Genomic DNA, 23,046 nt, shown 5'->3' on the forward strand with positions numbered 1-23,046 from the left:
TTATGAGCTCTTGCCATTTTGTACATCTTCAAACGTAAGGCCTGCTTCTTTCAAATCGCGCGTTCTATGCGCAATTCTAGATGCCGCACAAGCCGCCACACTTGCCACTAAATCATCTAAGAACGTATGGATACCAATTCCTTTTTTTGTATCCAATTCGTTGATGATGCCGACTTTATTCTTATCTAAGTGACCGAATGTAGTAACGGCGATTGATCCATACGTGTATACCGCACCCAATGCAATCGTTTCATCCACTCCAAATAGCCCCTCGTCTGATTCAACGATTTGCTGAAGCGGTCCCGATAATTGACCTCTTTCAGCAATTTCATCCAATTCAACTCCTACCAATATTGCATGTTGCAATTCACGTTTACGAAGAACGCTTTCTACTGAGTCGATACACTGTTCGAGTGACAAACCTTTGTTATAAGGCACTTGCAGTTCATACACAATTTTTGCAATATCTTCAATCTTAACCCCACGACGGATCAACGCGTCTTTTGTTGCCGCAGTCACAACGTCCGAATGAACAATGTTTTTACCTTCATCCATATTATTTCCCCTCTCTCTTCATACGCAATAGTTTTCACTAGCTTTACACTGTTATTTATCGGTATGATATTTAGTAAGTGTACATTAATTATGGAGGTCCTACAAAATGAATCCAGGAAAAATTGAAGAAATTCGTTTTTACAGTAATGAATTACAAGAAGAAATGGAACTATTGATATATTTGCCATCACGCTACTCCCCTTTATACAAACATAATGTCATGCTCGTCTCTGATGGCAAAGATTATTTTCAACTCGGACGGATTGGTCGAATTGCCGATGAATTAATGGAAGAAGAAATCATTGAACCGGTCATCATCGTAGGAATCCCATACAAAACGGTGCAAGAACGCAGACGTATGTATCATCCAGAAGGTGATCGACACAAAGCATATATCCGCTTTTTAGCGCACGAGTTAATTCAGTATATTGATGAAACCTACCCAACATACCAAATGGGCTCTTCAAGAATGTTAATGGGCGATTCACTGGCAGCATCGATTTCCTTATTGACCGCTTTAAAATATCCAAACTGCTTTGGAAATGTAGTATTGCATTCACCATTCGTTAATGAACACGTACTCGAAGCAGTTAAAGCCAATCAAACCCCTGCAAACCTTTCTATTTACCATGTGATCGGTGATAAAGAAACTGATGTACCCACAACTGCTGACGGCAGATTGGATTTTCTAGCACCTAACCGCGAGCTGCATAAAATCATTAAAGAAAAAAGATTTCCTCACTATTATGAAGAGCTGGATGGAGATCATACATGGAAATCATGGCAACCTGATATTCGCCGTGCGCTGATTGAAATAAATAGCCTTTAGTAATAGAAAGAGACATGTTGGAGTATTTTCTGATATACTAAAATAGATGTACCTAAAATTCAGTCAATTCACAAGGAGGCAAACTTAAATGAAATACGGTATTGTTGCATTCCCTTCAAAAAAACTTCAAGATTTAGCAAACGGCTATCGGATGAGATATGATCCGCATTATTCGCTGATCACACCTCATATGACGCTGAAAGATCCATTCGAAGCGAATGACAAGGAAATTGAAGAAGTAGCAAATGCGTTAAAAGAAATCACCATCAAAAACAGCCCTTTTGAGTTGAAAGTTACAAAAGTTAGCTCGTTCGCACCAACGACGAACACGATTTACTTTAAAGTTGTACCGAACGACGAAATTCTCGCGTTGCATAAGGATTTAAATGTAAACTTCTATCACGATGAAAACAATTATGCTTTTGTTCCGCATATTACAATTGCGCAAAACCTGACTTCTGGTGAACACGATGATGTGATTAACCAAATGAAGATGGTAGGTGTAGACCACACGGAAGTCATCGATCGTATTCATTTACTTTATCAACTAGAAGATGGATCGTGGACAGTCTATGAAACGTTCCGTCTTGATCGTGAGTCTTGATTTGCAGATTACAGTAAAAATCGTCTCAGATGAAAAAGGTCGGCAGGATGCGTATTCCGTCCGCAAGAAAGTTTTTGTGGAAGAACAGGGCGTCCCGCTGATTCTTGAGTTGGACGAACACGATCAAGAAGCTATCCACTTCGTTGTCTACGATGAAGTAGATCAACCAATCGGTGCTGGACGCATGAGAGGTCTGGTAAATGCACACGGTAAAATAGAGAGAATCTGTATTTTACCTGAACATCGCGGTAAACATCTTGGGAAATTAATTATGAATACATTAGAAGAACATGCACGAAAGAATTCTATGAAAAAACTTATTTTGAATGCGCAATCCTATGCTGTGCCTTTTTACGAAAAGCTAGGCTACGTCGTAACATCGCCCGAATTCATGGACGCTGATATTCCTCATCGCGCTATGGAGAAAAGTTTGTTAAACGACTGATTGCACAGAAAAAAATACCCCTTACCACTCTAGTGGTAAGGGGTATTTCCTTGCGTCAGACATATGCGTTAATCGATTGGCCCTTTCCTACAACTTCTGCAATTTCAGGTGAGAATTGGGCTGGATTTGGCGCAATAAATCCATTTTTAACTAAAGGTTGAGGTGCACGATTTTTTCGTTGTTTCTTCTGCTCTTCACGACGTCTTTCCTCATCTGCCAGAACATCTTCCCAATAGCTTGATTCCTCATTTTCCAGACGCACAGGATTTACGCGTCCGATATAAGCAAAATTATGACGTTCGTTATTCATACGTTCTGCATACTGTTGTGCTTGGTAATTTGGTATTGGTAGGATATAACCCATGATGTGCACCCCCTATTAAATATATTTTCATTAGTAGTTTACCCAGTTAGCTAGAAGTATAAACATGTTTTAGTAAGTTTATTTTACTTACCACCTAGCATTTGTGATATATCGTTCAAATTCAATCCTTTACCACTTGTTATGATGGAGTTAACTAATTCATCTTCTACTGATTGTGGCACATCTTTTTTAGCTACTTGACTAACTTTTCGAATGATTTTCCTCACTTGTTTTTCGTCTTTGAAATCGGCATATTGGATGGCATTCGCTAATGCAAAGACTTCTTCCATCGGCACACCCGTTTTAGATTCTATTTTTTTAAAGAATGAATCGTTCATATTCAGTTCTCCTCCTTAGAAATAGCTTCTGCCTACAATAATCAATAATATAAACAGAACTACAATCAAGACGAATGAAGAACCGCCATATCGTTCGCCACATCCTCCGCCGTATCCGTAACCACCGTGACCTTGAGATGGATAACATCCGTACATGAAAAACCCCTCCTTTCTTTCTTCTCTACTATATGCAGAGGAGAATGAATTGGAGAGGGCGTTTTGGTAGTTTAAATATTCCCTTTTGAAGTAAAAAGCAATGCACCGATTAATCCAAAAATGATGGCTGCGCTAATTCCCGAACTTGTTACTTCAAACATTCCCGTTACTACACCGACCAAGCCGTGTTTCTCGGCTTCCGCCATCGCGCCATGTGTCAATGCGTTCCCGAATGAAGTAATGGGAATCGTAGCGCCAGCACCAGCAAAATCAATAAACGGTTCATACCAGCCGAAACCATCCAGCACCGATCCTGCTACAACCAGTGAACATAATGTGTGAGCAGGCGTTAACTTTGCGACATCCATCAGCAATTGCCCGATGACACAAATCAAGCCACCCACTATAAATGATGTAATGTATATAGATATCATGGTGCCGTCACCTCATCCATTGTCAGTTCAATAGCGTGAGCAATACACGGAATTGTATCCCCTTGTTGAAATGACAAAGGGGATAGTAAAGCACCGGTCGCTAGCAATAAAACCCGCTTATACTCTCCGGTCAGCAATTTTTGATACACATCGGAAAAAAACACCGCTGCTGAACAACCAGATCCACTTGCTCCCGCTTTAAAGGACGGATCATTACCATAAAATTCTTCTCCGGCATCCCGAAAGTTTTTCGTATGCGGTAAACCATTTTCATTTGCCAACGCTTTAAAGATTTTGAAACCATTACTTCCTAAATCCCCGGTGATGATCGTGTCATAATCATCGACCGTTCTACTATGTCCTGTTAAGTGATTCATCAATGTATCACTGGCCGCTGGAGCCATTGCAGATCCCATATTCAACGGATCCGTCATCCCCATATCTATCACTTTTCCTACAGTGGCACAGTCAATCACTGGGGTGCCTTGTTTATGTTGTCCAATCAATACAGCACCAGCCGCCGTGACCGTCCACTGTGCAGTTGCTCCTTTTTGTGAACCATACTCCACCGGATATCGAAACTGCCGTTCAATTGCATTATGTTGACTAGAAGAACCCGCCACGATCCAGTTTGCATGCTTCGCATCCGCGAGCAATGCCGCTGTAATCATAGATGAAACAGAAGTAGCGCAAGCGGAAAACAGACCAATATACGGGATAGCTAATGCGTGGGCTGTGAAATTAGAAGGTGTCATTTGATTGACTAAGTCACCAGTTAATAAGAAATCAATTTTCTCCGGCTGTTTCTTCGCTTTACTCAGTGCAATCAATACAGCATCATACATTAACTGCTTATGACCGTCTTCGTTCGTCGGCAAATCACAACGCTCATCTTCGTACGATTTGTCGAATTGCTGCGCAAACACACTTTTCTTTTTTTCCAACGGACCTGCCGTTACACCTGTTGCGTAAATACTCGGCTTGGAATGAAAGGTTAACACGCCTCGTTTTACCATGAGACCACACCAAATTTCACTAAGATTGTCTTGATTAGTGCTACAACGAAGGCTGAAAAAACACCAAATAAAATAACTGAACCAGCTAGTTTAAACATATTTCCGCCAACACCTAGTACATATCCTTCCGATTTATGTTCAATAGCAGCCGAGACGACGGCATTGCCGAATCCTGTAATCGGTATCGCTGCGCCCGCCCCGCCAAATTGGGAAATCTTTTTATATAGTCCAAAACCCGTTAACAACATGGCGATGAAAATCATTGTGGCAACAGTTGGATTACTCGCTGTGCGTTCCGTAAAGTCAAAGTACGTAATATAAAAAAGTGCAATAAATTGGCCAATTAGACATATCAAACCACCAATCAAGAAAGCTTTAATGACATTTTTCATAATGGGTGGTTTAGGTGATAACTCTTTCTCTATTTGGGCATACTTTTCCTGTTGCATTAGGTTTGCTCCTTTTCGATTGATTTGATTTTATCAATTTTCTTTCGATAATTTTTCTCACTTTTTTTATTGATCAACTTCTCCGTTTCCAATAAGATTTTACTGTCTGCCGACACTGTGACTTTTAAGTCAGGATACTCACGTTCCAATTTTTTTTGAATTTTGTTGGCAATAGCTTTCTTTTGAAATCGGGAAAACGTATTGACACGAATCCCTGCTAGCAACTCATCTTCATATAGAAGTACCTTTGCTAGTTTCACATGTTCATTACTCATCAAAACATTCTCTAACGAATGCTCATCATATGGAGTAGTATTTTTAATATACGTTCCTTTCTCACTACAACCAGTGAGTAGACCAAGAATAAGTAATAATATACTTAGTTTCTTCAAATGCGACGCCTCCCTTCTATCTAGCATGTATCTTTTATGTCGGATTTATGCATATTGAGGAAAGCGCCCTGTCATGTCGATTACCCATGCATAAAGTATAGAGAACGACAAACAGGAGGTGGACAGTAGTGGGATGTGAAAAAAAAGACAGCAAACATGATGGCTGTCATAAGTCGAATTGTATTTGTGAAGTAGTACGCTTTATCCAACGCGTCCAGAATACGTGTCCGGAAGTGGATTGTGTAGAGTGTGATACAGATTGTTTCATGGCGCCGCTTGGCAGTTTGGTCAGCCCGGTTAGAGGCCGCGTCAACACACGCGTGTTCAGTTTGCTGACGGGTAACGGGGACTATTTCAAGGCAGTATTCAGAGGTGGTAAACGGAAGCATTATCCTAAAATGACAGCAGAAGAGACACTAGCTAATCATAAATCGACACATCATAAGCATACGAGCTGTGTTTCCGTATTTTTCCGTGTACAGACCGTGTTTGATTCTTGCTGTGCTACCATTCAAGTATTACAACCTTTGTATAACGGGCACCCGTTTGATATTACTACGGACGGAAAGATCAGTTTTGAGAAAATTTGTAAGGTCAATGGTTTTGGACCTACGAATACATGCTTGACGGTTGATTTGAGCTGCTTCTGCGGCATTCAGTGTATTGATGATGTGTTTATCAATTTCTGCGATGAAGATTGATTTATTTCTTGCAATGCTAAATGGCGAACCCTGCAGTAATAGGGTTCGTCTTTTTTGATGTAGCAAAGGAAATGTATGGAATGCAGGGGCGTCGTTGAACTACCTTTTAGGCGAAAGCTTTCTACATAAACGAAAAAACAAGGCGAACCCGTTTAACGGGTTCGCCTTGTTAGTTGTAAGAATTAAATAGTGAATGATTGCTGTTTCCAGAGGATATCTAAAATTTCTTCCATACGGACTGAGGTTATTTCTTTGTTCGAGTTGATCCAGACAACTTCGTTTTCTATACCATGCAACTTTCCTTTGATATTCCCTTTTTCTGTGATGATTTCTAATGGAGCATATAATTCTTTACGGAATGGATGTTGCAAGTACTCTAATCTTTGACGGATCAGTTGAGTAGCTACTAATTCCTTTTCAATCTCTGGCGACTCTTGCACCGACACATTTTCCGTAACAGGTAAGACTACGGGGCCCTCTGATCCTCTTGAGTGTTCCGGTTCGAAAACGGATGTGCTTTCTTCTTCAACTATAGGTATATACCGATATTTTCTAATAATCGGGCTGGAGATGAACAGCAACGGCTTTTCATTACGCATTTTCATCACTTCCTTTTAGTTAGCATATGTAAGTAAAGCGCCTAACGTTCCGAAATAAAAAAAACAGTATTCCTAGTTCATAAAGAACTAAGGAATACTGTTGCAAGTCCTAGATAAATGACGACACTGATGACGTCGTTGAGTGTGGTAATAAATGGCCCTGAGGCAACAGCCGGGTCCACTTTAAGTTTATGCATAAATAACGGAATAAATGACCCCGAAATGGTGGCAACGAAAATCGAAACCATCATTGCGGCTCCTACCAGTAAGGCAATAACCAGTTCATGCTTCCAGATAAAGATTAATAAGACTACGAATATCGCACAAATCAAACCTGTAATAATTCCCGTGCCTGCTTCTCGTATTAGTAACTTCAACTTACTTTCATCTTCAATATCACGTGTTGCGATACCACGAACTGCAACAGCAAGTGACTGAGTTCCACTATTTCCGGCAGTTCCGGCGATTAAGGGGATAAATGCTGCTAATAGAGCAACTTGAGAAATCGTTTCAGTAAATAAATCTATTAAGTTTGCAGTCAACATTCCGAGCACCAATAAAATCAGTAGCCATGGAATCCGTTTTTTGGCAGCAGAGAATGGATTTTTATCAAATGTATCCATAGTCGAAACACCGGCAAGCTTAGAATAGTCATCCGATGCTTCTTCATCGATTACGTCGATAATGTCATCGACTGTGATAATCCCTAGTATATGTTGCTGGAAGTCGACGACTGGAACAGCTAGGAAGTTATAATCCTGAATCGTTCGAGCGACGTCTTCTTGGTCGTCTGAAACGGATACGCTGACGAGACGATCACTCATAATGGAGCGGATTAATGTATCTTCATTGGCAATTATTAAGTCACGTAACGAAACGACCCCAGTCAAACGCTGGTAATCATCTACAACAAAAATATAGTAAATGGTCTCAGCGCTTGGTGCTTCACTACGCAAAATAGTCATAGCGGAACGAACTGTGGAATTCTCGGAAACCGTGACGAATTCCGTCGTCATGATCGAACCGGCTGTATATTCTTCGTAGTGTAGTAATGCTTTAATTTGGAGTGCCGCTTCTTTATCCATCAACGTTAAATAGCTAACGACTTTCTTTTTATCTAGTTCTTTCAGGACATCTACCGCATTATCCACAAACATGTATGAAATCATCTCTGCGGCATAAGTCGCGTCCATCTCCTCAAGGAACTCTTCGTATTCATCTTCCTCAATTTCACTTGTTTCAAATATTTCCGCAAGTTCTTTTGGTGATAGATAAAAATACATTAATTCACGAAGCTCTGCACCCACTTCTTCATAAAAAGTCGCTCGATCATATGGATGAAGTACCAGATATTCTTGTCTGAACGAATGTATATCCTCGTTGATCAGTAATTCTCGCAACTTCACCGCATCCAAAACGATTTCACTTTTCATTTGTTCTGGTTGAGTAGTCATGATTTCACACCTTCCCTTCTGCACATACGATACGCTTAAACGTACTAATTAGTTACTATAAAACGTTCTGACTGCTTTGCATTAATAGAGTTGTGCTGTTTTTCGAATCCGCACACTTGCTGACTTTGCCGTAAATAGTATTGCATATCTTCCGGCAACGGACTAGTAAAGTGCATTCTCTCTTTCGTGAGTGGATGAAGTAAACTGACACCAGAACAATGCAATGCCTGGCGTGGGAATACATCCCGGTCTGCCCCGTATAAATCATCACCTACAAGTGGATGTCCGAGCCATTGCATGTGCACACGAATTTGATGCGTACGACCTGTATGCAACGTCAAGTCTATGACAGTAAAACAGTCTGTTTCATGACGATAATGTGCAGTTACTGATACATCTGTTTTTGAATACTGACCATCATCCCGTACCATTCTCTCAATAATACTACCTTCTCTTCTGCCAATCGGTTGTTCAATAGTCAAGAATGGCGTAGTAATTATGCCTTCTGAGAATGCAGTATAGTGGCGTTGAAACAAATCTTGTGCCATTTGTTTGCTTAATAGATGATGGATATGACGGTTTTTCGCCACACAAATAATACCTGACGTATCCGTATCAAGACGTGTCACCATATGAGCAGTTGAAAGAATACCTTCTCTTTCAAATTTTCCACAAACAAAATTCGCAAGCGTTCCAGAAGGATGATTGCGAGATGGTATCGTACTTTGTCCAGCGGGTTTATCAAGCACCAAAAGAGTTTCATCTTCATACAAAATGGATAAGGTACCTTCTTGTGGAATCAAGCCATCACTCACTTGTTCAGGAGGGAATAATACTGTCACTTGATCATTTGGCTGTATTTGATGACGCACGTTTTGAGATTGCCCATTCACCAATATCTCTCCACCGCGATATTTAATAGCAGTTAACGTCGTTTTGGAAATTTCATGCTGTGCCAAAAATTCACGCAGCAATCCACTTTTCTTCACAACGAATTGTAATTGAAACAGCGTATTATTTTTTCTTTTCATCATCTTCACGTTCATAGATTAAATCACTCGCGACAAATGACTCTTCTACACGTTTCCAGAATGGGAAAGGACGGAAGCGCGCAAAGCCCATTTTTTCATTGGACACTTTATATTCGATGGATTTCACATCTTTATGAAGGAGTTGCAAGTGATCGACTGTCACCATGAAATCGGGACCTTTTACAGGCGTCAATGTACAGATATGATGATCGGGTAAAATGAGTGGAGAACCTACTGTACGGAATACGCGATTATTAATCGATGCCATTTCTGTCAATTGCATAGACGGCAATGAAGGATGGATAATCGCACCGCCTAGCGATTTGCTGTAAGCAGTGGATCCAGATGGCGTCGACATGCAAAGCCCATCTCCTCTAAATCGTTCAAAGTGTTCTCCATTTAATTCAACATCCATCACCAACGTAACTTCAGGTGATTTTACGGTAGATTCATTCAACGCTAAATAAGATGCACTTTTTTCGGAATGACGATAATTGATCGTCACTTCAATTAAAGGATACTCGATGACTTCGTACTCTTGTCTTGCGATCAAGATCACCAGTTTTTCTATTTCAGAAGGTTTCCAATCCGCATAAAACCCTAAGTGCCCCGTATGAATCCCCACAAATGATGTCTTATCCAAGCGGTGAATATATTTATGGAAAGCATGCAATAGCGTTCCATCGCCACCGATGGACAACACAATATCCGGCTCTTCCTCATCATACTTCAAACCGAAATCGCGCAAATATACACGTGCTTCTTTCATTAACTTATTGGATAGCTCATCATTTCGCGACTGAATTGTGAATTTCATAACATCACTTCCATTCTTTTTGTGAAATTCTTTTGCCATATATCAATTCACCTTTTCCAGCACCGGCTTGAATATTTCTTCTACAGCTGTACTGAATTCCTCGCCATAATTATCATTGCCTTCAATATTGAATATCAACGCCTGCAATTCGTCTGCAGCACCTGTTAAACGTATTTTCTGATCTTGCCAAATCAACACGGGATCTGCTTGTTGCAGTAGCATATCGACTAGCCCACGCCAGCTGTCTTTTGGGAAATACGCATAACGATAGCCAGTCTCGTGATCAAATATATATACAAACGATTGATGATCTGTGTCTGTCAACATTTTTCCAGTTGGAGAACCTAACGGCCACTCTGCTTCTGGATTCAATATAAATTGAACTTCATTACCGTTGTTACGTGTATCAATGATTTTATTTTTCATGTTCAAGACATCCACTTCCTTAATTAAAGTCTTTACGTTTAGTCTACCATATGCCACACATAGTTGCATTTCGTTATTGTGCATTATGGTAAGAAAGTTGGTATAATGAATATAATAAACGAACCTATTTACGATCTTCAATAAACAGGAGGAAAATGTATGAATCTCGAACCCATTAACACTCGGTTACTCCTTGAAATCAATACACTGCAAACTCTTGGAGCGGTTCAATCCTTCAGTAGTAATATACCGACCAGCTCCAATTCGTTCCAGATGGTACTTACGCAATTGTTGGAAGGCAATAACATTAGCGCTGAACTCGCAAAACAATCCGAGCAATTATTTAGTCAGGGAAGCAGCGTGTCTCCATTTGGTATATCACAAAGCCCAGTTGAAGTAGTTACCGCTGTATCACCAACCACATCGTCGCCAGCAACTACTAATCCATACGCAGATATCATCAAACAAGCTGCTGATAAATACCAACTACCAGAAAAACTAATTGCTGCCGTCATCAAACAAGAATCCAACTTCAAAAGCAACGCAAAAAGTCATGCAGGCGCAGCCGGACTCATGCAACTAATGCCAGGTACGGCTAAATACCTCGGCGTGTCCAACCCCATGGACCCTCACCAAAACATCATGGGCGGAGCCAAATATCTACGCAACATGCTCAACCAATTCGGCTCGAATGAAATGGCACTAGCAGCCTACAACGCAGGACCGGGGAACGTAAAAAAATACGGAGGCATCCCGCCTTTTAAAGAAACCCAGAACTACGTAAAAAAAGTCATGAACTACTACCACCAAATGGTGTGAAATTTCCGCTGTCGTTTTTCGCAACGTGTACCTATAACTATCTAGTGCATTGCAAGCCTAAGGCGACTTTAAATCGGATTAGCTAGCTAGTTGATCCGACTCGAGCGATTCAATCTGCTATATAACAAGAAACAAAATAAGTTCTTTTATTTGTATAGAAATTCGTTCGTTGATAGAATACAGATACAGATGAACGAAGGGGTGTGAATTCAATGACTCGAAAACCTGTCATCCCTTTTGAGGAGATCGGCGAGAAAAAATTACATGAACTGATTGAAACATTTTACGCAAAAGTGGCTGTTCACCCAGATCTCATTCCTATATTTCCTGATGATTTATCCGAAACCATTAGGAAGCAAAAACAATTTCAAACACAATATCTTGGTGGACCGAACCTATTCACGGAAGAGCACGGACATCCTATGATGAGAGCTCGACATAACCCTTTCCCTATAACACCTACACGCGCAGAAGCATGGCTAGCATGCATGGCTGAGGCAATGGACGACGTAGGACTGGAGGGTCCACTTCGGGAAGTCTACTATAAGCGCCTTGTCTTAACAGCCAACCATATGGTAAATAGGAACGAGGAGGAAGATCAGTGAACTATCTAACTGTTATTGATGATACGTTACACTTCTCTGCTTCAGTAAAGCCCATTGAACTCTATGTATTTCTTGATCCTTATTGTAAAGATTGTTGGTCACTGCAACCGTTGCTACGTAAAATGCAGGTCGAATACGATCACTATTTTACGTTACGCATCGCGTTAAGAACACCTATGACAAAACTGAATCCACCTTCTTTACTTGATCCGAACGATGCAAAATCAACCAAGCGGTCAAACCCTTGTTTCCCTAATATTGCAGTAAAAGCTGCAGAGTTCCAAGGTAAGCGAGCTGGATTCCGTTACCTATCCTGTTTACTTGAGTACTCCTTCTTGAAGAAGCGTGACGTCGCGTCCTATTCAGTTCTCGTTGAAATTGCTGCACGCATTAATTTAGACGTAGATGAATTTATCGCGGATTTCACTTCTGAAGAAACATCGCGTGCTTTGCAGGTCGATATGTATTTAGGTAATGAAATGGAAGTGGACGAGGCACCAACCTTCGTTTTCTTCAATAGCAATATAGAAGACGAAGGATTGAAAGTAAGCGGCCTCTATGACTATGCGATCTACGAACAGATTTTAGAAGAGCTAATCGGAGAACAACTTCTACCAGAAATACCTCCTACTATTGATTTGTTATTCAATCGTTTTGATTTACTCACAACGAAAGAAATCGCAGAAATGTGTCACGTGACGGAAAAAGAAGCTGAACGCGAATTAAAGAAACGCTTACTAAAACAGGAAATCGAACGAATCCCTTTCCAAGATCGTACGTTATGGCGTAAAAAGCAACCTAATTGTTCGCTAATTAAATAGCACTTATACTAGTCGAAGCCCCAATAATTTGTTGGGGCTCCGACTTTTTCACGTAAAAAAAAAGAAAAGAGCATCCGCTCCTGGGGGGGAGTGAATGCTCTCTTTCAAAGGGAATGGGAGAAATGTTCACGTTCAAACAAAAGGGGTGTATGTTTGGTATGTGATTTATTCCACAATTACACCATATCATAAATGACTTATGACTTCAACAAATTATAACAGTTTTCATCCAAATGTCATGGTCTTTGCGAAAGTCTGTCGAAACATGCAGTCAAAAGTTACCCTCTTTTTACCAATAACTGTTCCAGTTCTTCCAATCTCGCTTCAAATACCCGACACGCTTCTTCAATCGGTTTTTCAGATGTCATATCGACACCCGCTTTTTTCAGTACTTCGATTGGATAGTCAGATGAACCTGCCTTTAAAAAGTTCGTAATATAACGTTCTACCGCAGGCTCCCCTTCTTCTAAAATCTGCTTGCTGAGCGCTACAGCCGCACTATATCCTGTCGCGTATTGATAGACATAATAATTCATATAGAAGTGAGGAATACGCGCCCATTCTAAACCGATTTCCTCGTCACTAACAATCGCATCGCCATAATACTTTTTATTCAAAGCATAGTATTCTTCGGTTAACTTTTCAGCAGTCAACGGTACACCGTCTTGATCCAGCTGATGAATCAAATGCTCGTATTCCGCAAACATCGTCTGGCGGAACACCGTCGCACGGAACCCATCCAGCCAGTAGTTCAACAAGTAAATCCGCTGGTCTTCATCTGTCGTCACTTTCAATAAGTGATCATTCAGCAATGCTTCATTCACTGTTGACGCAACTTCCGCCACAAATATAGAATACCCACTATATATGAATGGTTGATACTTACGGGAATAATAGCTGTGTACACTATGTCCGAACTCATGCGCTAATGTAAACAAATTACTCACATTGTCTTGCCAATTCATTAAGATGTAAGGATTCGTTCCATAAGAGCCTGAAGAATACGCACCTGAACGCTTCCCTTTATTTTCACGAACATCAACCCAGCGATTATCCAGGCCTTCCTTTACAACAGCCCGATAATCTTCACCAAGCGGGTGGAAGCTCTCGAGCATAGTATCTTTTGCTTCCTCGTATGTGTACTTCATCTTTGTATCTTCGACTAGTGGTGTATAGATATCCCACATATGAAGCGTATCCACATTCAATACTTTTTTGCGTAATGCTACATAACGATGCAATAAACCTAGATTTTTATTGATGGTAGACAACAGGTTTTCATATACTTGCTCCGGAATATGGTTATTGGATAATGCTGCTGCTCTTGCTGAGCTATAATTTCTAATTCTGGCGTTGACATTATGCCCTTTTACATTACCGCTTAATGTCGAAGCAAATGTATTTTTAAACTCTCCGTACCTTGAATACATTTCTTTAAAAGCCGCTTCTCGTACTTTTGGGTCTTTGCTCTCTAAAAATTGTGAATAACGACCATGTGTCAATTGAACGTCATTTCCCTCTTCATCTTTGACTAAACCAAAAGTTAGATCTGCGTTATTTAACATACTGAATGTTTCGGAAGATTTTCCAGTCACTTCAGATAACTGCGCGATTAATTGCTCCTGTTCTGAAGACAGGACGTGAGCGCGTTCTGCATTCAACTCTTCAAATTCCTGTTTATATAAACGCAAGCCTTCATGCGACTCAATCGTTTCGTTCAGTTGCTTTTCATCGATCGAGAGTAATTCTGGAGTGAAATAGGATAATGCTGTAGATATTTTCACGACTAACGTTCTAATTCGACCATCCATTGCCTGATAAAAACTGTTCGTCGTATCCTGATCTGTTTTAAGATGCGCATAAGTGTACAATCTTCGTAGACGTTCTGCCAACTTATCACGATATGTTAACGCTTCAAAAAGTGGACGAGCTCCATTTCCTAGAGTGCCTTTATACTGTTCTGCCTCTTTAGCCATCTCTTCAATTTTGCTGTACTCTTTATCCCATTCTTCATCAGATGAAAATATATCTTCCAAGCGCCATGTTTCCTCTTCAGATACTTCATCGCGCATCAATACTTTGTGATCATTCGTCAATCCAATTCCTCCTCCTGCATTTACCGTTATTTGATTCTCTTGTATTTTCTCAATTCTTGGCATGCATTGCAAGAAATCGCCCTGAAAGTATTTCCAGCACAAAATCTTTACCCATGAATTGATCCAATCGATAGATATCTATGCGACGCTCTTTCAAGAAATCCACATAACTTTGACAGGCTTCCAATTGTCGGCTTGACTCTCCTTCAAAAGTTTTGACAAATGAATGAAGAATAGAGCGATTTAGTTGAAAGGGTGTATTCCTCGTGTGTCGGATAGCCGCGATAAGTAGTAATTGCCATTCACTATCAGACTCTGTAAATGCTGCTTGCCCGAATGTCGGAACGCCAATCCATGCGGGTAGTTGAATGGGCTGTACACGCAATTCATAACATGCACGCAAAAAGCGATGATGGATACCTCTTTGATTATACCCAATTACCGACCGAAGATACTTGCGGCGCGCAGATTGGTATTGACGTGTTAATTCTTCTATGTCTTTTGTGGATGGAGTAGCAGGAATAGCGAATGGAATCGTTTGATGTGTACTTCGCATGACGGAGTGACATACCACAAACGCAGTGCCTCGAAGATGGATGAAATGACTGAGGTAGTGAAATTGTTGCTTTAACGGATTGTACGTGATGAACACGGATAACGCTTCTTTAGTATGTGAATGAATGTGGCGGATAAAATGTTGTTGGAATTGACTAAATCGATAGGTAAGGACAAATGATGAAGAGTCTTGTAGTTGCGTAGGTGTGAGTATGATCCATATAGCCAACATTTTTGCGATATGGTAGCCAGCGTTACGTTCTACTATACGCGCAATGGGAATCGTACTGCACTGAAATTCAATAGGGACTTGCTCGTTTCGCCACGTCACAAGCAGATCAGGACGTTGTCGGATGTCGCGCAGATAGGGTTCCATTTCTGTTTGTAGTTGAAGACGTGAAAATAGTTCATAGAGTTGGATTTTACCGAGTAGATGGGTTGGGGACTCCCCTTCTGAGAAACTATCTCGGCAGGTGGTTTGCTTCAGATGGGCAAAGTGTGGGATCACCATGTCGCCGACTTTTAGGAGTACTTGTTCTTTGCATTGAGGACAATGAAAGGTTTCGTTTTTACGCCACTCTCGTAAGTTGACTCGGGACCACTGCCGTGTTAACACGACTTGTTTCCCGCCACTTGTAAGAGCTGTTAACAAGGCCTTCACACTCCTTCTCTTTTATACTACGAATTTTCTGATTAGTTGGCAAGAGAAAATTTATGTTTTTTTGAATGGAGAGACTAGGGTGTGGAGAGGCATCGTTGATCGACACTCCAGGCGGGCGCTTCGTCATAGGTGTGGCCTCTTGAATACACTTACGTGGAAGCACATACGCCTAACGCTTCGCTTGTACTCACAAAAGCCGTCCTTCGCTACGGCTCTCGTTGATCCATCGAGAGTTGCCACCTGAAACGAAGATCAACTAGTTTGTTTTTCTACTGGTAGTGAAATGTGTAGATTTCTCCATTCGCTAAATAAAATCCTCTACAAGTGGTAAAGGGTGTTCGTCTATCTATGTGACTTTCTGTGTCAAACCTGCACATTTAAATAGTGACGTGCTAGAACAGAGTACTAATTACTATTCCACTCTAAAAACGAAGGCGCCTCCCAAGCAGTAGTCGTAGTGAAGAGACAGGGACAGATGCACTTCCTGTCCTTGGCTCTTCACGGGAGCCATCTGCTAGCGCCGAAGTGGGTTCAATGACGTTACTTCCCTGCCCTTAGGATTCGAGATTTTTTGGAACATAGTAAAAAGGCTACCAAATTACCGGTAGCCTTTTAGAGTATTATGAAAAATATTTAGTTACTTGTTCAAATACGTCAGATCCCATAACTTCCTTGCCATATTCAGCTATACGATGAATAGACATTTTAGACACTGCACCGTATTCCGTTACCATGCTGGCAATGTCTTTCGCACGTTTCTTCTCAATGAGAGAATAATCGAAGCGTAAGTTGAGATAATAACGATCCTCGAATGCGTATAGTTGCGAATCAAATTCGTCTTCGAGTGAAATCATTTTGCTAGCCAATGGTATGATCTGATCAAATTCATTGAAAACAAATATTCTATCTGTCACTTGCAACTCTTCTTCATTTTCTTCTTCAGAATCAGTAATCGCATCGAAAATTGGATCGAATAATTCTTCTGGATCTTCAATTCCAAAAGGAAACTGTGATGATTCTGCGTTCTTCGGAAGATGCGCGCGAGTTACAATTACTTCAATGCCTTCATTCATCGCGTTAACTTGAATCCAAAGCGGTCCTTCTACTTCAAATTCCGTGTCGTCACCGAGTTCATCCATCATATCCCAAAAAAGCTCTTCGCTTTTGTCACGATTATACCAGACGTCTTCTTTACTAAAACCACGGGCTTCAATATCTCCATAGGACAGATTAAACTTTACCGTGTTTTCATTAATGCGCTCTATTTCCATCCCTTATCTCTCCCTTCTGTAAACAGGCCCTCCCCTGTTATATACTAATACACACTTGCAATGCTTATTACTACTATATGTCGACTTCGACGTTTTCGTAAGGGTTTATTGAATTTCATTTCATGTTATACGCATTGAAGTGGTTAAGCTAGAGGAACACAAGGGAATATCAATTCAAAAAAGCTGATAGGCACAATTGTATCCCGTGTCATCCCTATCAGCTTTTGTTATTAAGATTAGTTTACCATACGCCGCGCTTCGAGCAGCTGATAGGCTCTAACTTTTCTCGGTAGGAAACGACGAATCTCATCTTCATTATACCCTACTTGGAGTCTTTTTTCATCTAGAATGATTGGTCTTCTTAAAAGCCCAGGATGCTCTTGAATCAATTCATAAAGTCTTTGAAGTGGAAGACTTTCTACGTCAACATTTAATTTTTGAAAAATCTTGGATCGTGTTGAAATAATTTCGTCAGTACCGTCTTCAGTCATCCGAAGAATTTGTTTGATTTCTTGAATATTCAATGGTTCAGAGAAGATATTACGCTCTGTATAAGGAATCTCATGTTCCTCCAACCATGCTTTTGCTTTTCTACAAGATGTACAACTAGGCGATGTATAAAGTGTGACACCCATATATTGACACGTCCTTTCCTACGGCTTAAGCTCATTAGATTTTGTATACTTGCAATTCACGTAATTCAATTTAGAATTATTATAATTAATGTCTATACTGTTCATTATACACATAATCATTCTCAATTAATATAGTTTTTCAAAAAAACTTTTTCGGAATTCACAATTTCTTATTTTTCAACATTCCAGTAGAGAATCATGCTGTTTTCTGCGATTAATGAACACCTTCTACTGTTATACCCAGGGGGGAAATGTTTTAAACATTTCATTTGTAAAAAAATGCATTCTCATTTAGAAAATAAATCTACTACTTATTCCCTCACTATATAGTACGCACAGATGTACTAAAAGGTTTCATATAGTGTGAAAGTTTTTTCATTATATCAAATCAAAGTTGCATTTTTTATAAGGTATCGATATAATCTTAAGCAATAAGTGAATGGCATTGAAGGAAATAGTATTTTTGTGGCGGTTTTTGTAGAGAGCTTGTATAAGGTGAAAACAAGTAAAGCTGCACAAAGAGAATGGGCTCCTGAGCTTGATGGATGAAAACAGTACTCCATCACGTCTTCTCACGTTACGGGAATAGAGCGGCTATTTTTAGCAATTCGGGTGGTACCACGGTTACCTTTCATCAATCGTCCCTATTTACAGGGGATGACTGATGTTTTTTTATGCCATTTTTTTACGGACGATACAGTCGGTTTCGTTCCAGTCGACAATTCAAAGGAGGATACATGCTTATGAAAACTATTTTTTCAGGCGTACAACCAACAGGTGTCATCACATTAGGGAACTACATTGGCGCGTTCCGTCAATTTGTTGAACTTCAAAACGATGAGGACTGTATTTTTTGCATCGTTGATCAGCACGCAATTACAGTGCAGCAAAATCCAGATGACTTAAAACAAGCGATCCGTTCATTAGCCGCTACGTATATCGCAAGTGGCATAGATCCGGAAAAATCTACTTTATTCATCCAATCAGAAGTTCCAGCTCATGCACAAGCCGGCTGGATCATGCAATGTATTTCGTACATTGGTGAACTCGAGCGTATGACACAGTTTAAAGACAAATCAGATGGAGCAGAAGGTGTATCTGCCGCACTTCTTACCTACCCTCCATTAATGGCTGCGGACATTTTATTGTATAACACGGATATCGTGCCAGTCGGTGAAGATCAGAAGCAACATTTAGAGTTAACTAGAGATCTAGCAGAACGCTTCAATAGCCGATACGGAAAAGTATTGACCATTCCGGCCGTTCGTATTCCTAAAAATGGGGCTCGTATAAAATCTTTACAAGATCCATTGAAGAAAATGAGTAAATCTGATCCAAATAAAAAAGCAACGATTACCATTTTGGACACACCAAAAGAAATCGAAAAGAAGATTAAAAGTGCAGTAACGGATTCTGAAGGTATTGTGAAATTCGATGTTGAAAACAAACCGGGTGTTTCCAATTTATTGATTATCGAATCTTCACTGAGTGGTGTATCCATAGAAGAATTAGAAGCGAAATACGAAGGCCAAGGCTACGGAGCATTTAAAACCGGTGTCGCTGAAGCCATCAATACACATTTGGCGGGAATCCAAGAACGCTACCATGAATTAATCGATTCTCCTGAACTTGATGCAATCCTCGACCAAGGAGCAATAAAAGCAAACACCATCGCTTCCGCCACCCTCAAAAAGATGGAGGCCGCGATGGGCTTGGGACGCACACGGTAAGCAGTAATAAAATTACCGCCGCCACCAACATCATAAAATCTGTCGACTGCAAAATAAAAATCAATATCTGTCGATAATCATAACCCAGTGCAGAATAATTTAAGTAAAACAACAAATTGGCGAGCGTCACCACAATCACACAATAACTACAAATAAACACAAAAAAACGCGTCACAGCCATCTCGTCCTTTTCCCTTTTCTTTCATCCTATGTTCAAACTAGGTGCAATTAGACGAGTCCCGTTGGCCACAACCAAAAAGACTGAAAGCATCTCCTAGAATACCTTCAAAGGAGCATGTCTTCAGTCTTTTTTTTTTGATTTTGGTCTTGAGTATGAGTTTGGGTTTTATCTTTTGATTTAGAATTTTAATATAACGAACTTCTTTTGTTAAAAATATACAAGAGTTGAACGGAGTGGAAGGCGGCGACTCCAGCGGGAACAGCGCGAGCTGAAAGCCCCGCAGGAACGCAGTGACGAGGAGATTGAAGCCGTGCCCGCGGAACGCGTCCGCCTGGAACGCAGATCAACGGTGCCCTCCCACTTACTCTTGAACTTGAACTTCTACAATAATAAAAACGGAAAGGAGTCTAAACGACCCTTTCCGTCTATCTTTATATCTTCTTAAACACCAACGAAGCATTATGCCCGCCAAAGCCAAGCGAGTTACTCATCGCATACGTAATATCTGCCTTACGCGCTTCATTCACTACATAATCCAAATCACACTCTGGATCCGGCGTCTCATAGTTCATCGTAGGAGGTAAAATTCCTTCCTGCAACGCCTTCACAGTAAAGATTGCTTCAATACCACCGGCCGCGCCAAGCAAATGACCCGTCATGGACTTAGTCGAACTCATTGCCAACTTATACGCATGATCACCAAACACAGTCTTTGCCGCCATCGTCTCAAACAAATCATTATATGGCGTGCTCGTTCCATGTGCATTAATATAATCCACTTGATTAGGTTCAACGCCCGCTTTTGCCAATGCCTGTTGCATCGCACGCGCTCCGCCTTCTCCGCCTGGTGCTGGTGCTGTAATATGGTGCGCATCTCCTGTTGAACCATAGCCGACGATTTCTGCATAGATCTTCGCTCCACGTGCTACCGCATGTTCATACTCTTCCAAAATCAAAATACCTGCACCTTCACCCATTACGAAGCCATCGCGGTTTTTATCAAACGGACGGGAAGCTTTGCTAGGATCATCATTTAAAGATAACGCTGTGCTTGCGATAAAACCTGCTACTGCAAGTGACGTAATAGGCGCTTCAGTTCCACCTGTGATCATGACGTCTGCATCTCCGCGAAGGATTACTTCAAATGCATCTCCGATAGAGTTTGTACCGGATGCGCAAGCTGTTACGGAACAAGAGTTGATTCCTTTAGCACCCGTGAAAATCGATACCTGTCCTGCAGCCATATCCGGAATCATCATAGGAACGAAAAATGGACTGACGCGTCGGTACCCTTTTTCGAGGAATGTATTAAATTGTGTCTCATGTGATTCCATTCCACCGATTCCTGAACCAATCCAAACTCCTGTACGAAGCGCTAGGTCGCCTTCAAGTTCCAGATTCGCGTCTTTCATTGCCATCATTGCTGAAGCAACTGCATAGTGCGTGAATCGATCCATTTTGCGGGCATCTTTGCGGGAAACGTATTCCTCAATATTGAAACCTCTAACCTCTGCCATTACGCTGACCGGGAATTTCTCCTGATCCAGTCTTGTCATCGTGTCAATACCTGATTTCCCTTCTAACACGGATTTCCAAGATTCTTCAGCCGAGTTACCTACCGGAGAGATTCCACCGATACCCGTTACCACTACACGTCGTTTTTCCAATTTCAAACTTCCTTTCTATTGTCAACTTTTATTTGCCAGGCTATTTACTTACCCCATTTTATACATAAGCCGCCCCATGTCAAGCCGCCGCCGAATCCTACAAGTACAATCACATCATCATCTTTCACTCGACCTTCCGCTAAATCGTCTGTCAATGAAATCGGTATAGATGCAGCCGATGTATTTCCGTACTTATGAACCGTTTTCGACATTTTCTCAACCGGCAAGCCTAAACGTTCACGTGACGCTTCCATAATACGAATATTTGCTTGGTGAGGAATCAGGTAGTCCACTTCGTCCGTCGTTAAACCAGCTTTTTCAGCGACACTGACTGCTGTTTCGCCCATTTGACGTACCGCAAACTTGAATACTTCACGGCCATTCATCTCTAAATATTTGTCATGATGAAGATGTTTTCCACCTGAACCGTCTGCACCCAATTCAAATGAAAGGATCCCTCTTCCTTCACTAACTTTCCCAACAACTGTCGCTCCTGCGCCATCTCCAAACAAGACAGCGGTATTGCGGTCTTCCCAGTCAACGATTCCCGATAACTTTTCCACGCCTACTACTAAAACATAATCATACGTGCCAGATTCAACAAATTGCTTCGCTGTTACCACACCATACATGAACCCTGCGCACGCTGCAGAAACATCCATCGCTGCTGCGTTCTTTGCACCTAGACGTTCCTGGATCATCGATGAAACGGACGGAAAAATAGTATCCGGTGTAACCGTGGCTACCAAAATCAGACCGATTTGATCAGCACGAATATCTGCTGATTGTAATGCGTTTTTTGCTGCTTCAAATGCCATGTCTGATGTTTTAATATCATCTGATGCGATTCTACGCTCTTCGATTCCCGTACGCGTGCGAATCCATTCGTCTGAAGTATCTAAACTTTTTTCTAAATCTTCATTTGTTACAATAGTGGGCGGAACATATTTCCCCATTCCTAAAAGTCCAGCTCTCATCTCATCTACCCCGTTCCTTATCATCTAATATTAGTACCTGGTAGTAATTATAGAAGAAAAAATATGTTTTTTCAAGACGAGGACACTTTTTCGTCAAATATAATACATATATTGTTTTCAACGATTTAGTTTGCTATGGTATGATGGATGATGAAATAGACTAGTCGAGGTGAAAATCATGCACTATATTATGACATTTGTTTGGTCGTTCCTCTTGGTAGCTATGTTAAACTACGTTGCGGGCTCCATTGGTGGCAATGCATTTGACTTCATGGCGGGCGTTACCGTCTCAATCGTTTTGGCTGTACTTGTATTGATTATCACTGCAATCATTCCAAACGAATCTCCAGCAGACGTTTGATTTACGATCAAAAAGCGTAAGAACTGTTAACCAGTTCTTACGCTTTTTATTTTGATC

Annotated in this window: 28 protein-coding genes and 1 other annotated feature; of the genes, 9 read left to right on the forward strand and 19 right to left on the reverse strand. The window is 40.9% G+C overall.

Going from position 1 to position 23,046, the window contains the following annotated elements:
• Positions 1-555 (reverse strand): phosphatidylglycerophosphatase A family protein, encoded by a 555-nt coding sequence (locus tag CSV75_RS07230; protein ID WP_099632406.1) that lies wholly within the window; start codon positions 553-555, stop codon positions 1-3.
• 106 nt (positions 556-661) lie between these two features.
• Here CSV75_RS07230 and CSV75_RS07235 point away from each other — a divergent pair, with 106 nt between their 5' ends.
• From CSV75_RS07235 to CSV75_RS07245, 3 genes are all read left to right on the forward strand, one after another.
• Positions 662-1,384 carry an alpha/beta hydrolase gene (locus tag CSV75_RS07235; RefSeq protein WP_099675233.1) on the forward strand — a complete coding sequence of 241 codons (723 nt, stop codon included), beginning with the start codon at positions 662-664 and terminating at the stop codon, positions 1,382-1,384.
• Between the two features lie 88 nt (positions 1,385-1,472).
• Positions 1,473-1,988: a YjcG family protein gene (locus CSV75_RS07240; RefSeq protein WP_099675234.1), complete on the forward strand. Its 516-nt coding sequence runs from the start codon at positions 1,473-1,475 to the stop codon at positions 1,986-1,988.
• Positions 1,957-2,433, forward strand: coding sequence for a GNAT family N-acetyltransferase (locus CSV75_RS07245; protein ID WP_099675235.1), 477 nt, complete (start codon positions 1,957-1,959; stop codon positions 2,431-2,433). The genes CSV75_RS07240 and CSV75_RS07245 overlap by 32 nt, the downstream gene beginning before the upstream one ends.
• Positions 2,434-2,488: 55 nt before the next feature.
• Here CSV75_RS07245 and CSV75_RS07250 read toward each other — a convergent pair whose 3' ends face one another.
• The 7 genes from CSV75_RS07250 to CSV75_RS07280 form a co-directional block, all read right to left on the reverse strand.
• On the reverse strand, positions 2,489-2,797 hold the full coding sequence (locus tag CSV75_RS07250; protein ID WP_099675236.1) for a hypothetical protein: 309 nt from the start codon (positions 2,795-2,797) through the stop codon (positions 2,489-2,491).
• Positions 2,798-2,880: 83 nt separating this feature from the next.
• Positions 2,881-3,135, reverse strand: a complete 255-nt coding sequence (locus tag CSV75_RS07255) for a stage VI sporulation protein F (protein ID WP_099675237.1) — start codon at positions 3,133-3,135, stop codon at positions 2,881-2,883.
• Between the two features lie 15 nt (positions 3,136-3,150).
• Positions 3,151-3,291, reverse strand: coding sequence for a YjcZ family sporulation protein (locus tag CSV75_RS16630; protein ID WP_099632412.1), 141 nt, complete (start codon positions 3,289-3,291; stop codon positions 3,151-3,153).
• A gap of 71 nt (positions 3,292-3,362) precedes the next feature.
• A complete protein-coding gene (spoVAE, locus tag CSV75_RS07265; RefSeq protein WP_099632413.1) occupies positions 3,363-3,725 on the reverse strand; it encodes a stage V sporulation protein AE in 363 nt (120 codons plus the stop codon).
• Positions 3,722-4,741: a beta-ketoacyl-[acyl-carrier-protein] synthase family protein gene (locus CSV75_RS07270; protein WP_099675238.1), complete on the reverse strand. Its 1,020-nt coding sequence runs from the start codon at positions 4,739-4,741 to the stop codon at positions 3,722-3,724. Before CSV75_RS07270 ends, spoVAE begins: the two co-directional genes overlap by 4 nt.
• Complete coding sequence (spoVAC, locus tag CSV75_RS07275) at positions 4,735-5,190, reverse strand: stage V sporulation protein AC (RefSeq protein WP_099675239.1); 456 nt, start codon at positions 5,188-5,190, stop codon at positions 4,735-4,737. The genes CSV75_RS07270 and spoVAC overlap by 7 nt, the downstream gene beginning before the upstream one ends.
• Positions 5,190-5,582 carry a hypothetical protein gene (locus CSV75_RS07280; RefSeq protein ID WP_099675240.1) on the reverse strand — a complete coding sequence of 131 codons (393 nt, stop codon included), beginning with the start codon at positions 5,580-5,582 and terminating at the stop codon, positions 5,190-5,192. The genes spoVAC and CSV75_RS07280 overlap by 1 nt, the downstream gene beginning before the upstream one ends.
• A gap of 128 nt (positions 5,583-5,710) precedes the next feature.
• Here CSV75_RS07280 and CSV75_RS07285 point away from each other — a divergent pair, with 128 nt between their 5' ends.
• Positions 5,711-6,283 (forward strand): CotY/CotZ family spore coat protein, encoded by a 573-nt coding sequence (locus CSV75_RS07285; protein ID WP_099675241.1) that lies wholly within the window; start codon positions 5,711-5,713, stop codon positions 6,281-6,283.
• 182 nt (positions 6,284-6,465) lie between these two features.
• Here CSV75_RS07285 and CSV75_RS07290 read toward each other — a convergent pair whose 3' ends face one another.
• The 5 genes from CSV75_RS07290 to CSV75_RS07310 all read right to left on the reverse strand — a co-directional run bounded on the left by CSV75_RS07290 (position 6,466) and on the right by CSV75_RS07310 (position 10,610).
• Positions 6,466-6,882 (reverse strand): hypothetical protein, encoded by a 417-nt coding sequence (locus CSV75_RS07290; RefSeq protein ID WP_099675242.1) that lies wholly within the window; start codon positions 6,880-6,882, stop codon positions 6,466-6,468.
• Positions 6,883-6,959: 77 nt separating this feature from the next.
• Positions 6,960-8,336: a magnesium transporter gene (gene mgtE, locus CSV75_RS07295; protein ID WP_099675243.1), complete on the reverse strand. Its 1,377-nt coding sequence runs from the start codon at positions 8,334-8,336 to the stop codon at positions 6,960-6,962.
• Positions 8,337-8,380: 44 nt separating this feature from the next.
• The gene (locus CSV75_RS07300) at positions 8,381-9,382 is read right to left on the reverse strand and encodes an RluA family pseudouridine synthase (protein ID WP_233191598.1); all 1,002 of its coding nucleotides are present in this window, start codon (positions 9,380-9,382) and stop codon (positions 8,381-8,383) included.
• Positions 9,351-10,184 (reverse strand): NAD kinase, encoded by an 834-nt coding sequence (locus tag CSV75_RS07305; protein ID WP_099632627.1) that lies wholly within the window; start codon positions 10,182-10,184, stop codon positions 9,351-9,353. The genes CSV75_RS07300 and CSV75_RS07305 overlap by 32 nt, the downstream gene beginning before the upstream one ends.
• Before the next feature lie 42 nt (positions 10,185-10,226).
• Positions 10,227-10,610 carry a UPF0738 family protein gene (locus CSV75_RS07310; RefSeq protein ID WP_144034769.1) on the reverse strand — a complete coding sequence of 128 codons (384 nt, stop codon included), beginning with the start codon at positions 10,608-10,610 and terminating at the stop codon, positions 10,227-10,229.
• A gap of 159 nt (positions 10,611-10,769) precedes the next feature.
• On the opposite strand from CSV75_RS07310, the gene CSV75_RS16715 reads away from it, so the two are divergent.
• The 3 genes from CSV75_RS16715 to CSV75_RS07325 all read left to right on the forward strand — a co-directional run bounded on the left by CSV75_RS16715 (position 10,770) and on the right by CSV75_RS07325 (position 12,855).
• A complete protein-coding gene (locus CSV75_RS16715) occupies positions 10,770-11,429 on the forward strand; it encodes a lytic transglycosylase domain-containing protein (RefSeq protein ID WP_099675245.1) in 660 nt (219 codons plus the stop codon).
• Between the two features lie 212 nt (positions 11,430-11,641).
• Positions 11,642-12,034 carry a globin domain-containing protein gene (locus CSV75_RS07320; RefSeq protein WP_099675246.1) on the forward strand — a complete coding sequence of 131 codons (393 nt, stop codon included), beginning with the start codon at positions 11,642-11,644 and terminating at the stop codon, positions 12,032-12,034.
• Entirely contained in the window at positions 12,031-12,855 is an 825-nt protein-coding gene (locus CSV75_RS07325; protein ID WP_099675247.1) for a DsbA family protein, read from the forward strand. The genes CSV75_RS07320 and CSV75_RS07325 overlap by 4 nt, the downstream gene beginning before the upstream one ends.
• 278 nt (positions 12,856-13,133) lie before the next feature.
• On the opposite strand, the gene pepF is transcribed toward CSV75_RS07325, so the two are convergent.
• The 4 genes from pepF to spxA all read right to left on the reverse strand — a co-directional run bounded on the left by pepF (position 13,134) and on the right by spxA (position 18,073).
• Positions 13,134-14,927 carry an oligoendopeptidase F gene (gene pepF, locus CSV75_RS07330; protein WP_233191620.1) on the reverse strand — a complete coding sequence of 598 codons (1,794 nt, stop codon included), beginning with the start codon at positions 14,925-14,927 and terminating at the stop codon, positions 13,134-13,136.
• A gap of 73 nt (positions 14,928-15,000) precedes the next feature.
• Entirely contained in the window at positions 15,001-16,158 is a 1,158-nt protein-coding gene (locus CSV75_RS07335; protein ID WP_158231621.1) for a competence protein CoiA, read from the reverse strand.
• Between the two features lie 629 nt (positions 16,159-16,787).
• A complete protein-coding gene (gene mecA, locus CSV75_RS07340; protein ID WP_099674214.1) occupies positions 16,788-17,438 on the reverse strand; it encodes an adaptor protein MecA in 651 nt (216 codons plus the stop codon).
• A gap of 236 nt (positions 17,439-17,674) precedes the next feature.
• Positions 17,675-18,073 (reverse strand): transcriptional regulator SpxA, encoded by a 399-nt coding sequence (gene spxA / locus CSV75_RS07345; RefSeq protein WP_009765721.1) that lies wholly within the window; start codon positions 18,071-18,073, stop codon positions 17,675-17,677.
• Positions 18,074-18,509: 436 nt separating this feature from the next.
• Positions 18,510-18,722, forward strand: a binding site (T-box leader).
• A 94-nt stretch (positions 18,723-18,816) separates the two neighbouring features.
• Between spxA and trpS the strand changes: the two genes are divergently transcribed.
• Entirely contained in the window at positions 18,817-19,803 is a 987-nt protein-coding gene (trpS, locus tag CSV75_RS07350) for a tryptophan--tRNA ligase (protein WP_099675250.1), read from the forward strand.
• 612 nt (positions 19,804-20,415) lie between these two features.
• Here the strand turns inward: trpS and fabF are convergent.
• Together fabF and CSV75_RS07360 are read right to left on the reverse strand one after the other, a co-directional pair.
• Positions 20,416-21,651: a beta-ketoacyl-ACP synthase II gene (fabF, locus tag CSV75_RS07355; protein ID WP_099675251.1), complete on the reverse strand. Its 1,236-nt coding sequence runs from the start codon at positions 21,649-21,651 to the stop codon at positions 20,416-20,418.
• Between the two features lie 44 nt (positions 21,652-21,695).
• Positions 21,696-22,628 carry a beta-ketoacyl-ACP synthase III gene (locus CSV75_RS07360; RefSeq protein WP_099631037.1) on the reverse strand — a complete coding sequence of 311 codons (933 nt, stop codon included), beginning with the start codon at positions 22,626-22,628 and terminating at the stop codon, positions 21,696-21,698.
• A gap of 178 nt (positions 22,629-22,806) precedes the next feature.
• On the opposite strand from CSV75_RS07360, the gene CSV75_RS07365 reads away from it, so the two are divergent.
• Positions 22,807-22,989 (forward strand): YjzD family protein, encoded by a 183-nt coding sequence (locus CSV75_RS07365; protein WP_099631038.1) that lies wholly within the window; start codon positions 22,807-22,809, stop codon positions 22,987-22,989.
• Positions 22,990-23,046 lie beyond the last annotated feature (57 nt).

This window comes from Sporosarcina sp. P18a (assembly GCF_002743135.1).
GTDB lineage: Bacteria > Bacillota > Bacilli > Bacillales_A > Planococcaceae > Sporosarcina.

Coding starts and splice junctions, on each gene's coding strand:
- CSV75_RS07300 (WP_233191598.1), bottom strand. CDS start 9,382: ATGAACGTGAAGATGATGAAAAGAAAAAATAATACGCTGTTTCAATTA.
- CSV75_RS07290 (WP_099675242.1), bottom strand. CDS start 6,882: ATGCGTAATGAAAAGCCGTTGCTGTTCATCTCCAGCCCGATTATTAGA.
- CSV75_RS07250 (WP_099675236.1), bottom strand. CDS start 2,797: ATGGGTTATATCCTACCAATACCAAATTACCAAGCACAACAGTATGCA.
- CSV75_RS07270 (WP_099675238.1), bottom strand. CDS start 4,741: ATGGTAAAACGAGGCGTGTTAACCTTTCATTCCAAGCCGAGTATTTAC.
- CSV75_RS16715 (WP_099675245.1), top strand. CDS start 10,770: ATGAATCTCGAACCCATTAACACTCGGTTACTCCTTGAAATCAATACA.
- pepF (WP_233191620.1), bottom strand. CDS start 14,927: ATGCGCGATGAAGTATCTGAAGAGGAAACATGGCGCTTGGAAGATATA.
- CSV75_RS07305 (WP_099632627.1), bottom strand. CDS start 10,184: ATGAAATTCACAATTCAGTCGCGAAATGATGAGCTATCCAATAAGTTA.
- CSV75_RS07240 (WP_099675234.1), top strand. CDS start 1,473: ATGAAATACGGTATTGTTGCATTCCCTTCAAAAAAACTTCAAGATTTA.
- CSV75_RS07255 (WP_099675237.1), bottom strand. CDS start 3,135: ATGAACGATTCATTCTTTAAAAAAATAGAATCTAAAACGGGTGTGCCG.
- mgtE (WP_099675243.1), bottom strand. CDS start 8,336: ATGACTACTCAACCAGAACAAATGAAAAGTGAAATCGTTTTGGATGCG.
- CSV75_RS07310 (WP_144034769.1), bottom strand. CDS start 10,610: ATGAAAAATAAAATCATTGATACACGTAACAACGGTAATGAAGTTCAA.
- CSV75_RS07360 (WP_099631037.1), bottom strand. CDS start 22,628: ATGAGAGCTGGACTTTTAGGAATGGGGAAATATGTTCCGCCCACTATT.
- CSV75_RS16630 (WP_099632412.1), bottom strand. CDS start 3,291: ATGTACGGATGTTATCCATCTCAAGGTCACGGTGGTTACGGATACGGC.
- CSV75_RS07245 (WP_099675235.1), top strand. CDS start 1,957: ATGAAACGTTCCGTCTTGATCGTGAGTCTTGATTTGCAGATTACAGTA.
- mecA (WP_099674214.1), bottom strand. CDS start 17,438: ATGGAAATAGAGCGCATTAATGAAAACACGGTAAAGTTTAATCTGTCC.
- spxA (WP_009765721.1), bottom strand. CDS start 18,073: ATGGGTGTCACACTTTATACATCGCCTAGTTGTACATCTTGTAGAAAA.
- spoVAE (WP_099632413.1), bottom strand. CDS start 3,725: ATGATATCTATATACATTACATCATTTATAGTGGGTGGCTTGATTTGT.
- CSV75_RS07235 (WP_099675233.1), top strand. CDS start 662: ATGAATCCAGGAAAAATTGAAGAAATTCGTTTTTACAGTAATGAATTA.
- spoVAC (WP_099675239.1), bottom strand. CDS start 5,190: ATGCAACAGGAAAAGTATGCCCAAATAGAGAAAGAGTTATCACCTAAA.
- trpS (WP_099675250.1), top strand. CDS start 18,817: ATGAAAACTATTTTTTCAGGCGTACAACCAACAGGTGTCATCACATTA.
- CSV75_RS07365 (WP_099631038.1), top strand. CDS start 22,807: ATGCACTATATTATGACATTTGTTTGGTCGTTCCTCTTGGTAGCTATG.
- CSV75_RS07230 (WP_099632406.1), bottom strand. CDS start 555: ATGGATGAAGGTAAAAACATTGTTCATTCGGACGTTGTGACTGCGGCA.
- CSV75_RS07320 (WP_099675246.1), top strand. CDS start 11,642: ATGACTCGAAAACCTGTCATCCCTTTTGAGGAGATCGGCGAGAAAAAA.